Source organism: Arthrobacter agilis (genome assembly GCF_006494655.1).
GTDB classification, from domain to species: domain Bacteria; phylum Actinomycetota; class Actinomycetes; order Actinomycetales; family Micrococcaceae; genus Arthrobacter_D; species Arthrobacter_D agilis.
Window position 1 is genome coordinate 53,478 of record NZ_VHIM01000001.1, and the last position, 13,885, is coordinate 67,362.

At 71.2% G+C, this 13,885-nt stretch carries 12 protein-coding genes; 2 read left to right on the forward strand and 10 right to left on the reverse strand.

Features of this window, described 5'->3' with window-relative positions:
• Positions 1 to 3 precede the first annotated feature (3 nt).
• The 3 genes from FJV46_RS00260 to dapA all read right to left on the reverse strand — a co-directional run bounded on the left by FJV46_RS00260 (position 4) and on the right by dapA (position 5,614).
• Positions 4 to 2,880, reverse strand: a complete 2,877-nt coding sequence (locus tag FJV46_RS00260) for an FtsK/SpoIIIE family DNA translocase (protein WP_087030546.1) — start codon at positions 2,878 to 2,880, stop codon at positions 4 to 6.
• Positions 2,881 to 2,978: 98 nt separating this feature from the next.
• Complete coding sequence (locus FJV46_RS00265; protein ID WP_087030548.1) at positions 2,979 to 4,679, reverse strand: ribonuclease J; 1,701 nt, start codon at positions 4,677 to 4,679, stop codon at positions 2,979 to 2,981.
• Positions 4,676 to 5,614: a 4-hydroxy-tetrahydrodipicolinate synthase gene (gene dapA / locus FJV46_RS00270; protein ID WP_087030551.1), complete on the reverse strand. Its 939-nt coding sequence runs from the start codon at positions 5,612 to 5,614 to the stop codon at positions 4,676 to 4,678. The genes FJV46_RS00265 and dapA overlap by 4 nt, the downstream gene beginning before the upstream one ends.
• 110 nt (positions 5,615 to 5,724) lie before the next feature.
• Between dapA and FJV46_RS00275 the strand changes: the two genes are divergently transcribed.
• Complete coding sequence (locus FJV46_RS00275; protein ID WP_087030554.1) at positions 5,725 to 6,906, forward strand: heparan-alpha-glucosaminide N-acetyltransferase domain-containing protein; 1,182 nt, start codon at positions 5,725 to 5,727, stop codon at positions 6,904 to 6,906.
• A 24-nt stretch (positions 6,907 to 6,930) separates the two neighbouring features.
• On the opposite strand, the gene FJV46_RS00280 is transcribed toward FJV46_RS00275, so the two are convergent.
• The 7 genes from FJV46_RS00280 to FJV46_RS00310 all read right to left on the reverse strand — a co-directional run bounded on the left by FJV46_RS00280 (position 6,931) and on the right by FJV46_RS00310 (position 12,602).
• The gene (locus FJV46_RS00280) at positions 6,931 to 7,419 is read right to left on the reverse strand and encodes a tetratricopeptide repeat protein (protein WP_087030556.1); all 489 of its coding nucleotides are present in this window, start codon (positions 7,417 to 7,419) and stop codon (positions 6,931 to 6,933) included.
• A complete protein-coding gene (dapB, locus tag FJV46_RS00285; RefSeq protein ID WP_087030559.1) occupies positions 7,416 to 8,186 on the reverse strand; it encodes a 4-hydroxy-tetrahydrodipicolinate reductase in 771 nt (256 codons plus the stop codon). The genes FJV46_RS00280 and dapB overlap by 4 nt, the downstream gene beginning before the upstream one ends.
• A gap of 16 nt (positions 8,187 to 8,202) precedes the next feature.
• Positions 8,203 to 8,634, reverse strand: coding sequence for a molybdenum cofactor biosynthesis protein MoaE (locus FJV46_RS00290; protein WP_087030562.1), 432 nt, complete (start codon positions 8,632 to 8,634; stop codon positions 8,203 to 8,205).
• Entirely contained in the window at positions 8,621 to 9,106 is a 486-nt protein-coding gene (locus FJV46_RS00295) for a MogA/MoaB family molybdenum cofactor biosynthesis protein (protein WP_087030565.1), read from the reverse strand. Before FJV46_RS00295 ends, FJV46_RS00290 begins: the two co-directional genes overlap by 14 nt.
• On the reverse strand, positions 9,103 to 9,528 hold the full coding sequence (gene moaC, locus FJV46_RS00300) for a cyclic pyranopterin monophosphate synthase MoaC (RefSeq protein ID WP_087031816.1): 426 nt from the start codon (positions 9,526 to 9,528) through the stop codon (positions 9,103 to 9,105). Before moaC ends, FJV46_RS00295 begins: the two co-directional genes overlap by 4 nt.
• Before the next feature lie 113 nt (positions 9,529 to 9,641).
• Positions 9,642 to 10,946, reverse strand: coding sequence for a molybdopterin molybdotransferase MoeA (locus FJV46_RS00305; RefSeq protein WP_087031819.1), 1,305 nt, complete (start codon positions 10,944 to 10,946; stop codon positions 9,642 to 9,644).
• Between the two features lie 99 nt (positions 10,947 to 11,045).
• Positions 11,046 to 12,602, reverse strand: a complete 1,557-nt coding sequence (locus FJV46_RS00310) for a molybdopterin-dependent oxidoreductase (RefSeq protein WP_087031822.1) — start codon at positions 12,600 to 12,602, stop codon at positions 11,046 to 11,048.
• 211 nt (positions 12,603 to 12,813) lie between these two features.
• Here FJV46_RS00310 and moaA point away from each other — a divergent pair, with 211 nt between their 5' ends.
• The gene (moaA, locus tag FJV46_RS00315) at positions 12,814 to 13,884 is read left to right on the forward strand and encodes a GTP 3',8-cyclase MoaA (protein ID WP_087030568.1); all 1,071 of its coding nucleotides are present in this window, start codon (positions 12,814 to 12,816) and stop codon (positions 13,882 to 13,884) included.
• Position 13,885: the final 1 nt, after the last annotated feature.

Sequence of the window (13,885 nt, forward strand, 5' to 3'; positions counted from 1 at the left end):
AGGCTACCTGCCGGTCAGGTTCCAGGCGTCGGTGTCGCCGTCGTCGTCGGCACCGGGGCCGTCCGCACCATCGTGGTAGTCGACGGCCTGGGCGCGTGAGGCGAGGTCGTCGGCGACGAGGTCGATGGGCGGCTGGCCGGAGGCCGACGCGGCAGCGGGCTGCGCTGCGGGCTCGTCACCGCGCATCGCGGCCAGCACCGGCTCGAGGTCATCAGGTTTGACCAGCACGTCGCGGGCCTTGGAACCCTCGGACGGCCCGACGACACCGCGGGACTCGAGCAGATCCATCAGCCTGCCCGCCTTCGCGAAGCCGACCCGCAGCTTGCGCTGCAGCATGGAGGTGGAGCCGAACTGCGTGGTCACCACGAGCTCGGTGGCCTGCAGGAGGACGTCGAGGTCGTCCCCGATGTCGTCGTCGATCTGCTTCTTCGGGGCATCGACGGCCACGTCCTCGCGGTAGACGGCCTGCAGCTGGCCCTTGACGTGCTCGACCACGCGATGGATCTCCGACTCGGTGACCCAGGCGCCCTGCACGCGCATGGGCTTCGAGGCGCCCATGGGCAGGAACAGGGCATCACCCTGGCCGATGAGCTTCTCGGCACCCGGCTGGTCGAGGACCACGCGCGAGTCCGTGACCGACGAGGTCGCGAACGCCATGCGGGACGGCACGTTGGCCTTGATGAGGCCCGTCACGACGTCGACCGACGGACGCTGCGTGGCCAGCACGAGGTGGATGCCGGCCGCGCGCGCGAGCTGCGTGATGCGCACGATCGAATCCTCGACGTCGCGCGGGGCCACCATCATGAGGTCGGCGAGCTCGTCCACGATCACGAGGAGATACGGGTAGGGCCGCACGACGCGTTTGGAACCCTCGGGCGGAACGACTTTCCCGTTGCGCACGGCCTTGTTGAAGTCGTCGATGTGCTTGAAGCCGTAGTTGGCGAGATCGTCGTAGCGCGTGTCCATCTCGCGGACCACCCACTGCAGCGCCTCGGCCGCCTTCTTCGGGCTCGTGATGATCGGGGTGATGAGGTGCGGTACGCCCTCGTACGCCGTGAGCTCCACGCGTTTGGGATCCACCATGACCATGCGCACCTCGTCGGGCGTGGAGCGCATGAGGATCGACGTGATCATGGAGTTGACGAAGGACGACTTTCCGGCGCCCGTGGCTCCTGCGACGAGGAGGTGGGGCATCTTCGCGAGGTTCGCGACGACGAAGCCTCCCTCGACGTCCTTCCCGACACCCATGACCATCGGGTGGTCCGTCTTCCGGGCATTGCCGGACCGCAGGACGTCACCGAGGGAGACGGTCTCGCGGTCCGTGTTCGGGATCTCGATACCGATCGCCGACTTACCCGGGATAGGCGAGAGGATCCGGACGTCCGAACTGGCGACGGCGTAGGAGATGTTCTTGGAGAGGGCCGTGACGCGTTCCACCTTGGTGCCGGGAGCGAGTTCGATCTCGTAGCGCGTGACGGTCGGGCCGCGGGAGAAGCCCGTGACCTTCGCATCCACGTTGAACTGGTCCATGGTGTGTGTCAGGGCGGCGACGACGGCGTCGTTCGCCTCGGAGCGTTCCTTGGGCGGAGTGCCGGCAGGCAGGTAGTCCGACGGCGGCAGGGTGTACGCGACGTCGCCCGCGAGCTGCAGTTGCTCGGTGCGCTGCGGGATGGGTGTCGGCGGTGCCTGCGGCTGGACCGGGGTCGACGGGACGATCATGGCCTTTGCCGCCGGGACGACGTCGATCGCCTCGGTGGCGCCCTCGGGAGCACGGTCGCGCGACTCGGGTGTCGGGACCCGGGCAGCGCTCGAGCGCTTCAGCTCCTCCGCTGCGAGCTCCTGCTTCGTGGGCCGGCGCACGCCCGGGGGCACGGCTGCCTCCGCCTCCCGCGCCCGGCGCTCCTCGTCCTCGATGACCGCGCGCTCGAACGCCTCGTCGCCGACGTAGCCGTCCGCGTCGCCGTGCTCGCCCTCCGTGGGGCGTGGGTCCTTGTCCTTGCCGAACAGTCGCTTGCGCTTCCTCGGTTCCGCTGCGGCCGTGGCGCCGTGCGTCTCGTAGAGGTAGCTCTGGTCGTGGCCGTCCTCGCGCCTGTGGTCCGCCGCATCCGGGTCCTGGCCCATCAGGTGCTCGTAGAGGGCGCGGAGCCGCGTCGGGATGTGACGGAACGGGGTCGCGGTGACGATCAGCAGACCGAGGAAGATCGCGACGGACAGGACGACGGCGACCGGCCAGGCCGTGAGGATGCTGCTCAGCGGGCCGGCGACGAGGAATCCCACGACTCCCCCGGCCCGCCACAGTGCCTCGAGGCCGTCCGCGAGGTCCGGCCTGCCGCCCACGAGGTGCGCGATCCCGGAGCCCGCGAAGAGGACGACGAGCTGCCCGATGGCGATGCGGTTGTTGGCCCGGTGGCGCTCGGGGTAGCGGAAGAGCCGCACCGCGCCGACGCCGAGCATGAAGGGCAGGAGCAGGGCCATCCAGCCGAAGGTCCCGCCGGCGCCGGCGTGCACGATGTCCGCGGGCAGGCCGGTCAAGGCCCACCACTCGACGGCGGCGACGGCAAGGGCGAGCAGGAGCAGGAAGAATCCCGTGCCGTCACGGCGGATCTCCCGCTCGGGGTCGACCTGGTGACCGAAGGTGCGGACCCCCGAGCCGGCGATGCGCGCCATCGCCATCCAGACTGCGCGCACGGCGCGCAGCGGGAAGGCCGGGCGCTCGTCGTGCTGGGGTTCCGGGGAGACCGGCACCTGCCGCGTCTTCGCCGGAGCTCGCTGTGCATCCTTGGCGGGCGCCTTGCCGCGACCCGTTCCTGCAGCGGCGGACGCTCCCTTGCTGCGGGTCTGGTGCTGGCCCCGCGGGGCAGGGGACGTTCGAGTGGCCATGGTCCTCACGGTACCGGACGCGCCCCCCGAATCGTCGGATCTCCTCCTCCGGAGGGCTCCCTGGAGGTGGCGGGACCGAGCGGCCCCGCCGACCGGGGTCAGGCTTCGAGGACCACGGGGATGATCATCGGCCGGCGGCGGTACCGCCGGTTCACCCAGGTCCCGACGATGCGTCGGACCACCTGCTGCAGTTGGTAGGTGGTGTGGTCCTTGTTGTTCATCACCGCCTCTTCGAGGGCCGCGTTGATCGTCGGCGTGATCTCGTCGAACACGGAGTCGTCCTCGGCGAACCCGCGCGCGTGGATGTCCGGACCGGAGACGATCTTCCCGGTGGTGCGGTTCACGACGGTGATGATGGAGATGAAGCCTTCCTCTCCGAGGATCCGGCGGTCCTTGAGATCGGCGTCGGTGATCTCGCCGACGCTGGAACCGTCCACGTAGACGAACCCGCATTCGACGGCCCCGACCACGCGCGCCCGGCCGTCCACGAGATCGATCACGGAGCCGTCGTCTGCCAGGAGCACGTTCGCGGCCGGGACGCCGGTCTGCTGGGCGAGCTTCCCGTTCGCGATCAGGTGACGTGTCTCGCCGTGCACGGGCATGACGTTCTTCGGCCGGAGGATGTTGTAGCAGTAGAGCAGCTCCCCCGCCGAGGCATGGCCGGAGACGTGCACCTTGGCGTTGCCCTTGTGGACGACGTCGGCGCCGAGCTTCAGCAGGCCGTTGATGACGCGGTATACGGCGTTCTCGTTCCCGGGGATGAGTGAGGACGCGAGGATCACCGTGTCACCCTTGCCGACGGTGATGCGGTGGTCTCCGTTGGCCATCCGCGAGAGCGCGGCCATGGGCTCGCCCTGGGAGCCCGTGGACATGAGGACCACGCGGTCGTCAGGGAGGTCGTCGACGTTCTTGATGTCCACGAGGATGCCGTCCGGCACCTTGAGGTAGCCGAGCTTCGCGGCGATGGCCATGTTGCGGACCATGGACCGGCCGGCGAAGCAGACGAGCCGCCCGTGGGCGTGCGCGGCGTCGAGCACCTGCTGCACGCGGTGCACGTGCGAGGAGAAGGAGGCGACGATGATGCGCTTGCGGACCTGGCCGAAGAGGGCCTCGAGCACCGGCCCGATCTCGCGTTCCGCGGTCGTGAAGCCGGGCACGTCCGCATTGGTGGAATCGACCATGAACAGGTCCACCCCCTCCTCGCCGAGGCGGGCGAAGGCGCGCAGGTCGGTGATGCGGCCGTCGAGCGGCAGCTGGTCCATCTTGAAGTCACCAGTGTGCAGGACGTTGCCGGCCTCGGTGCGGATGAACACCGCGAGGGCGTCCGGGATCGAGTGGTTGACGGCGACGAACTCGCACTCGAAGGGGCCGAACTGCTCGATCTGCCCTTCGGACACGGTGAGGGTATAGGGGCGGATGCGGTGCTCCTGCAGCTTCGCCTCGACGAGCGCAAGGGTCAGTTGCGAGCCGATGACCGGGATGTCGGCCTTGAGGCGCAGCAGGTACGGCACCGCGCCGATGTGGTCCTCATGGCCATGCGTCAGGACCAGCCCGACGACGTCGTCGAGCCTGTCCTCGAGGTAGGAGAAATCGGGCAGGATCAGGTCGACGCCGGGCTGGGTCTCCTCGGGGAACAGGATACCGCAGTCGACGATCAGGAGTTTGCCGCCGATCTCGAAGACCGCCATGTTGCGGCCGATCTCCCCCAGCCCACCGAGCGGGACCACGCGCAGGGTGCCCGGTTCGAGGGCCGGCGGCAGGGTGCGCAGCGCGGGCCCGACACCGGCGGTGTCGCTCATGCGCCCGTGCTACTGCGCGTACCGACGGGGGGAAGCTCCCACCCCGCCTCGGCGAGATCCGCGCGGAGCGCGGCGATCTCGTGCTCGTCGGCTCCGACGAGCGGCAGCCGCACGACGTCGTTCGGCAGGACTCCCTGCAGGTGCAGGATGTGCTTGGCGGAGACGGCACCGGGGATGTGGGTCATCACGGCGCGGATGACGGGGTCGAGCTGGAAGTGGATGCGGCGCGCCTCGGCGAAGTCCCCTGCGGCCGCGGCATCGACGAGCGCGCGGAAGGCCGCGGTCGCGACGTGGGCGCTGACGCTGACGACGCCGACGGCTCCCGCCGCCATCCACGGCAGCGTGAGACCGTCGTCGCCCGAGTAGACGTCGAGGTCGGTGGACGCGAGGACCCGGGTGACGGCGGCGAAATCGGCCTTCGCGTCCTTCAGCGCGACGATCTTCGGGTTCTCCGCGAGGCGCAGCATGGTCTCCGTGGCGATGGGGATGCCGGAACGTCCCGGGATGTCGTAGATCATGATCGGCAGGTCGCTCGCGTCGGCGACCGCGTCGAAGTGCGCCAGGACACCCGACTGCGTGGGCTTGTTGTAGTACGGCGTCACGACGAGTTGCGCGTGGGCGCCCGCGCGTTCGGCCCGCCGGGCCATCTCGATCGAGTGCGAGGTGTGATTGGTCCCGGTACCGGCGATCACCCGGGCGCGGTCCCCGACGGTCTCCGCCACCACGCGGTACAGGTCCTCCTTCTCGGAGTCCTCCAGCGTCGAGGTCTCCCCCGTGGTGCCCGAGACCACCAGCCCGTCGCAGCCGTCGTCCACTAGCCTGGCAGCGAGGGCTGCGGTGGCCTCGAAGTCGACGGCGCCGTCGGCGGTGAAGGGCGTGACCATCGCGGCCACGAGGGTGCCGAACGGAAGGGAGCGGGAGGGGGTGTCAGCCATGGACAAAACGTTACCCGCTCGGGCGGCTGCCGGGGGGACGGGCAGTCACCGCCCTGCAGCCCTGCCGGGTCCGCCCGGGAGTGCCCGGATGCCTGTGGGACCATGGCTGGATGCAGACGAAGCCCGCCGCCCGGCGGTTGACCGGGATCGATGCCGCCCGCGGTGTGGCGCTCTTCGGCATGATGAGCACCCACGTCCTCCCGCTCTACGTCGCCGGCACCTCCGATGCCTCCTGGACGGCCCTGCTCTTCTCCGGTCGCGCATCGGGCCTCTTCGCCGTCGTCGCCGGTATCGGCCTGGCTCTGCTGACCGGCGGCAGGTCCCCCCACCGGGACGCCACACTGTCCGCCGACCGCTCGGGGATCGCCGTCCGGGCGGTGATCATCGCCCTGATCGGCCTGGTCCTCGGCGGCGTCGAGACGAACATCGCGATCATCCTCTTCCACTACGGCGTGCTCTTCCTGGTCGCTCTCCCGTTCGTGGGCCTCCGCCTGCGGTCCCTGGCCGCGTGGGCTGCGGGCTGGCTCGTGCTGGCGCCCGCCGCGGCCTACCTCCTGAGGCCTGTCGTCGCGTCCGCCGTCGAACCCGCGAGCCTGGGCGCGAACCCGATCTTCGAGCACTTCCTCGTCCCGCAGACGCTCGCCGCGGATGTCTTCCTCACCGGCTATTATCCCGTGCTGCAGTGGCTCGGGTTCATCCTGGTGGGCCTGGCCATCGGGCGGCTCGATCTCCGACGGCTGCCGGTGCAGCTCGGCCTCCTCGGCGCCGGGCTCGTCGCCGCGGTCGGCGCCAGGCTGCTCAGCGCCTGGCTGCTCGGCCCCGGCGGGGGCCTGGCGGCGATCCTCCGGACACCCGACGGTGCGAGGTATCCGCTGGAGGCGATGCTCGATGTCGGACTCGCGGGTGTCGACCAGTCCGGCTCGTGGTGGTGGCTCGCGGTCAGCGCGCCCCACTCCGGCTCGACGCTGGACCTCGTGCACGTCTCCGGGTGCGCCGGCGCCGTGATCGCCCTGTGCCTCGTCCTCACGAGGCACTACCCGCAGGCTCTCCTGCCGCTCTCCGCGCCGGGCGCCATGACGCTGACGCTCTACAGCCTGCACGTCTGTGTGATGAGCTGGGCCGACCAGCTGGTCCCGCTGCCCGACCCCGTCCAGCTCCTCTGGCTGCAGGTGATCGCCGCGGTGGCCATCGGGATCCTCTTCCAGCGGTTCCGGTCCCGGGGTCCGCTGGAACTCCTGACCTCAGGGGCCGCCAACGCGGCGCGCGAGGGTCGGGCGGACGCGAGACGCTGACCTCGTGGACCCCCGCGCGGCGGCTCAGCCTCCGGTGGTGTCGCCCGCGCCCCGCTTGTGGAGCGCGGCGGCGTCACGCATGGCACGTCGGGCACGCTTGCGGTCCCCGGCCGCGTCGTACGCGCAGGAGAGCCTGAACCAGCTGCGCCAATTGTCCGGGTCGGCTTCCACCGCGGCCTGGTAGGCGGGGAAGGCCTGGTCGGCGGCAGAGCGGACAATGCGACCGGCGGGCGTCCGCGGAAGATCGTCGACGGGCAGTCCGCCCTCGCTGTCGAGCTGCCGTGCCATCCGCTGGGTCTGTGCGCCGAAGAACAGTTCGCGGATGAGCGCCCAGGCACCGATGCACGGCAGCAGGAGGTAGCCGGCGCCGATGGCCTTGGCGACGGGCTCGGGATCGCCGAGCAGCAGGAAGCTCCGCTGGAAGGCGACCACGAGCCAGAAGACGAGCAGGGTGGTCACCAGCAGTACGCCGAGCTTGACCCGGTGGGTCCGGTAGAAGTCGACGACGTTCACGGGCGCGGGCCCGCCTGCAGGTCGAGATAGCCGTCGAGGCCGACGGTCAGGCCCGGGTGATGCGACACCGAGCGGATACCGAGGAGGACACCCGGCATGAAGGAGGCACGGTCGAAGGAGTCGTGGCGGATGGTCAGCTGCTCGCCGGGACCGCCGAGGAGTACCTCCTGGTGTGCCGTGAGTCCCCGCAGCCGCACCGAGTGCACGGGCACGCCGTCCACGCGTGCGCCCCTCGCCCCGTCGAGCTGGTCGCGGGTGGCGTCCGGCGCGTCGGGCACCCCCGCGGCCGAACGCTCGGCGGCGATGAGCTGCGCAGTCCTCGCGGCCGTGCCGGAGGGGGCATCCACCTTGTCGGGGTGATGCAGTTCGATGATCTCCACCGATTCGAAGTAGCGTGCCGCCGTCGCGGCGAAGGCCGTGGCGAGGACGGAGCCGAGGGCGAAGTTCGGGGCGATCAGAACGCCGGTCGACGGCGTGCTGCCCAGCAGGGACCGGAGGTCCGCGAGGCGCTCCACCGTCCAGCCCGTGGTGCCGACCACGGCGTGCATGCCGTGCTCGACGGCGAAGCGGACGTTGTCCGCCGTCGCGTCGGGAACGGTGAGGTCGACGACGACGGCCGCACCGGCGGACACCAGCGTGTCGAGGGGATCGCTGCGGCCGAGGGCCGCGACGAGATCGAGGTCGGCCGCGGCGCCGATGGACCGCACGGCCTCGGCTCCCATGCGGCCGCGAGCACCCAGGACGGCCACGGGGAGGAGTTCGGTCATGCCCTCCAGCCTACTGTCACGCCCCGGCGCCCACCCATTCCACGCTGCCGTCGGCGAAGAACTGCTCCTTCCAGATGGGCACGCGCTCCTTCACGAGGTCCACGAGGTCCGAGCAGGCCCGGAAGGCCTCGCCGCGGTGCGCCGCCCCGACGGCGGCGACGAGGGCCTGGTCGCCGATCGCGAGCGGACCCACGCGGTGCGCCACCCAGATCCGGATGCCGTCGTGGCGGGCGGCGATCTCCTCGGCCACCTCACGGATGATGCGCTCCGCGCTGGGGTGCGCGGAATAGCTCAGGGACGAGACGTCACGTCCGCCGTCGTGGTTGCGCACCACGCCGCTGAAACCGACCACGGCGCCGCAGTGCGGTGCGTCGACTCCGGCATGGGCCTCCTCGGGCGTGATCGGGGCGTCCGCGACGGCTGCGTGGACGACTTCACCGGTGGTCATTGGTGCCTTCCAGTTGCGAACAGATGTGGTGGATGAGCGGTGAGAGGACGGCGAGCCCGTCGCGCACCCCGCCGGGCGAGCCGGGCAGGTTGAGGACGAAGGTCGTCCCGGCCGTTCCTGCGAGCCCGCGGCTGAGGACGGCCGTCGGGATGGTGGCTGCGCCGGCGCTGCGGATGGCCTCGACGATCCCCGGGAGGCTGCGCGTGAGGTATGGGGCGGTCTGCTCGGGGGTGGCGTCGTCGGGGCTGAGGCCCGTCCCGCCGCTCGTGATGAGCACGGCGGGGCGTGCTTCGAGGGCCCGGCCGATGGCCGCACCCACCGCGTCGCCGTCGGGCACGATGACGGCGTCCGCGACAGCGAATCCGTGGTCGTAGAGCCAGGCGGCGATGGCAGGGCCGCATTCGTCCTCGTAGGTCCCGGCGGCAGCCCTGGTGGAGGCGATGACGACCGCTGCGGCGCGCAGGGGTGTCATGCGGTCCAGTCCCCACTCTTGCCACCGGACTTGGACATCACACGCGTCCCGTTGATCACGGCCCGCTTGTCCACGGCCTTGATCATGTCGTAGAGGGTGAGCGCGGCGACGGAGGCGGCCGTCAGGGCCTCCATCTCGACGCCCGTCAGGGCCGTGGTCCGGACCAGCGCCACCACCCGCACCGAACCGCCCCGGGGCTCGAAATCGACGGTCACCTTCGAGATCGGGAGGGGATGGCACAGCGGGATGAGCGTGGAGGTCTGCTTGGCGGCCATGATGCCGGCCACCCTCGCGACGGCGAGGGCGTCACCCTTCGGCAGGGCACCCTCGGCGATGAGCGCGACGACGTCGGCCGTGGTCTCCAGGGTGGATTCGGCGACCGCCTCGCGGACGGTCGGCTGCTTGCCCGAGACGTCGACCATCTGGGCGGTGCCGTCCGCCCTGACGTGGGACAGGCCGGGGGCCGGGCCCTGCGGCGGACCGTCGACCGGGACTGCTGGTGTTCTCACGAGGAGGTCCTTTCTGCGGATTCCATTCAATCAGGTCGGCGGGCGCCGGTGTCGTCCAGGACGAGGACGTCCTCGACGGCGAACGGGTCGGCTGGGACGGGACCGATCAGGGTGACCGTCACGGTGTCCCCCGCCTGCAGGGCGGTCACGCCCACGGGCACGTGGACGAGGCAGTTGGAGGCGGCGAGGGCGTGCAGGAGATGCGAGTCCGGTCCGCCGACCAGCGTCACCTTCCCGCCGCGGAACAGTCCGCGCCGCACCTGGTGCTTGGCTGCGGGACTGTCGAGGGCCTCCAGCAGGACGGCGTCGAGGTCCGGGCGGGGCGCCGGCACCCCGGTCAGCTGCTGGAGTGCCGGCCGCAGGAACATCTCGAAGGAGACGATGGCACTCACGGGATTGCCGGGAAACCCGAGGAAGGGAATTCCCGAGATGGTCCCGTGCGCCTGCGGTCCGCCCGGCTGCAGCGCGACCGAGGAGAACTCCACACTGCTGCCGGCCAGCGCCTGCTTGACCACCTCGTAGGCGCCCTGGCTGATGCCTCCGGTACTGAGCACGAGGTTCGTGCTGCCCGCGGTGATGGCGGCGAAGGCGCGTTGGAGGACGGCGGGGTCGTCACCGAGGAGCCGGTGACGCTCGACGTCGGCACCGGCCTCGACCAGGGCGGCCTCGAGGAGGGTCGTGTTGGCGTCGTAGATCGTCCCGGGCGCGAGCGGCGCCCCGGGTTCGGCCACCTCGTCCCCCGTGGACAGCAGGAGAACGCGGAAACGGGGCCGCACCGGGACGGTTCCGACGCCGCAGGCCGCCAGCAGCCCGAGCTGCGCGGGTCCGAGGATCGTGCCTGCGACGAGCGCTGCCTCCCCCGCGGCGATGTCGCTGCCGGCCCGCCGCACGAACCTGCCGTGCTCGGTGGCCGGGAGGCCGACGGTCACGGGGGCTTCGGCAGTACGGGCCAGATCGGCCGCGGAGTAGAACTGCGGCGGGACTGCCTGTTCGATGGGTACGACGGCGGCGCCGCCGGCGGGCAGCATGGCACCGGTCATGATCGGTGCCGCTGTTCCCTCTGCCAGCGCCGCGGGCACCGCACCGGCGGGGATGGGATCGACCACCGTCAGAGCCCGTCCACCGCCGAGATCGGCGCCGTGGACGGCGTAGCCGTCCATCTGGGAGTTGTCGAAGGGCGGCAGGCTGACCGGTGCGGTGACGTCCGCGGCGAGGGCCCGGCCGAGCGCCCTGCGCAGGGGTACGGTCTCGGCGGTACCGCCGCCGTACCCGCTGCTCCAGCGAAGGAGGCCTGCGACGGCGGCGCGGTGCTCGGCCACTGTTCTTCTCATCATTGCCCTCCGCAGTGCCGGTCATCCGCCTGCCGCCGGGGCCACGAGCAGTGCGACGGGTCGCGGGCCGCGCAGCCAGGCGTCGGAGGCGTTGATGGTCTAGGTCACGGTGAACGTTACCGTGTGGAGCCCCTCGGACCCGTCAGGCGCGGGGGCGACGGTGGCCTCGGACTGTGCCTGACCGTCGCGGTCCACGGCCCGGCACTGGACGGTGTGCGGCCCGGCGGCAAGATCGAGGGTGATGCTGTACTGGCACCAGGTGTCGGCGGAGATCGCGGTGGCGAGGGTGGCCCGCTGCCACGGACCGCCGTCGGCCCGCACGTCCACGGCGGCCACCCCCCGGTGCTGGGCCCAGGCGACACCGGCGACGACGACGCCGCCCGCGGGGACCCGCGCGTTCGATCGTGGGACATCCACGCGGGAGGACGTCTTGACGGGGCCGCGCTCGGACCAGCCGCGCGTGGACCAGTACGCCGCATCGTCCGCATACCGCGTGACCTTGAGCTCGCTGACCCATTTCGTCGCGGAGACGAAGCCGAATAGGCCGGGCACCACGAGCCGCACCGGGAAGCCGTGCTCGACCGGCAGCGGGGCTCCGTTCATCCCGACCGCGATCAGTGAGTCCCGTGCATCCGTGAGCGCCTCCAGGGGTGTGCCGGCGGTGAACCCGTCGACGCTCGTGGACAGCACCATGTCGGCGCCGGGACGGATGCCGGCCCGCGCGAGGAGGTCGCGCACGGGCCACCCGAGCCAGCGGGCGTTGCCGGTGAGGCCCCCGCCCACTGTGTTGGAGACGCAGGCCAGGGTCACGTACCGCTCGACCAGCGGTTCGGCGAGTAGTTCGTCGAAGGTGATCTCGATCTCGCGCTCGACGAGGCCCGTCACCCTGAGGGTCCAGTCCCCGGGATCGACGACGGGGACCACGAGGGCGGTGTCGATGCGGTAGAAGTCGCCGGAGGCCGTCACGAGATCACTGATCCCGTCGACGTCGAGCTCCGCCCCGTCCGGGATGAAGGAGCCTTCGGGGGGCGGTGGTGCCCCCGATTCGGTGGGGGCGGGCAGCGTGATGGCGGACCGCCGGCGAGTGACGGCTGTCTGCGACGTCCGGACCGCCGTCGCTGCGCCGCCCGTTGCCACAGCCACCGCCGCTGCTGCCCCCGCCCCCTGGAGGAAGCGGCGTCGCGCCGGGGAGGAACGCGCCGGCAGGTCCTCGCCGGCGACGCCGACCCACCTGGCAAGGGCGCGGATGAGTGCATCGAGGACGAGCACGGCCACCAGTGTCGCGACGACGGGTGCCGCGAAGGACACGAGGGATGCCTGGGGCCGCGAGGCGACGGCCAGGGCTCCCAGGGCTCCGAATCCGAGGATCACGGCCCTGCCGGTGTAGGCCCGCCGGTCCTCGAACGCACCCGCCGCAAGGGCGAGGCCCGCGATCAGGACGGCGATCGTGGCGAGGAGGACCGCCTTGTCCGCGGTCCCGAACCACGAGATGGCCCAGTCCTTGACTCCCGGGGGCAGACCGTCGATCACCGCGGAGCCGACGGCGGAGACGGGTGTCACCGACGGGCTCAGCGCGGCCGCGGTGAGCTCGCCGCCGATCACGCCCAGGCCGACGGCGAGGCCGCCCGAGATTCCCGCCCATGCACGCCGTCGCATCATCGTCGCCCTCCCTCCCGGCCCCTGCGGCACGGTGCCGGGCGGAGCAGTACCCTCCCTACACGCGCTCCCGGCCCGCGGGGTTCCCTCCACGGCCCCAGCCCGTCCCTGTGCCCGGCCCCGCCTACAGCGTCGACGGCCACGACGGAAGCCCCGGCCGTCCTCGGGCCGGCCGTAGGGGCGGGGCCCGCGGAGGGCGTACCCTCGACTCATGGGAATCCACCTGGGCATGCCGAGTGCTGCCCCTGCAGCGGTCGTCGCTGGGCTGCTGGACACCAACGGCCGGCAAGCCACGGACATGCGCCTGTCACTGACCGACAAATGCAATCTGCGCTGCACCTACTGCATGCCCGCGGAGGGCCTGAACTGGCTGCAGAAGGATCAGGTCCTCTCCCGCAGCGAGATCGTCCGGTTGGTGCGCATCGGCGTCGACAGCCTGGGGATCAGGGAACTCCGGCTCACCGGAGGTGAGCCGCTCGTGCGGGCCGACCTCCTGGACATCATCCGGGACATCCGGACGAACCACCCCGAGCTGCCCATCTCCATGACCACCAACGCACTGGGCCTCGACCGCAGGGCAGCGCAGCTCAAGGAGGCGGGCCTCACCCGGATCAACGTGTCCATGGACTCCCTCCACCCGGAGACCTTCGCGCAGCTCACCCGGCGCCCCTTCCTCGACCGCGTCCTGAAGGGGATCGAGGCTGCGGCAGAGGCCGGGCTCGGTCTGGTCAAGATCAACGCCGTCCTCATGCGCGGCATCAACGACCACGAGGCGCCGGATCTCGTCGAATGGGCGGTAGCGCGAGGCTTCGAGCTCCGGTTCATCGAGCAGATGCCCCTCGACGCGGACCACGGCTGGACCAAGGAGGGCATGGTGACGGCGGCCGAGATGCGCGCTCTCGTCGAGCGGCGCTTCGTCCTCACCCCCGATCCACGCAATCGTGACGGTGCCCCGGCCGAGCGCTGGGAGGTCCGGGCGCAGGAGACGCCCGACGTCGTCCTCGGGACGGTGGGCATCATCGCCTCCGTCACCGAACCGTTCTGCGCCGACTGCCGGCGCACTCGCGTCACCGCCGAGGGCAAGGTCATGAGCTGCCTGTTCTCGCGCGAGGAGACGGACCTCAGGGACCTCCTCCGTGCCGGCGCGGACGACGACGCGATCGCGCAGCGCTGGCGCGACGCGATGTGGCTGAAGCCCAAGGCACACGGCATGGGACACACGGGGCTCGGCGCCGACGACTTCGTGCAGCCCGATCGATCGATGAGCGCCATCGGTGGCTGAG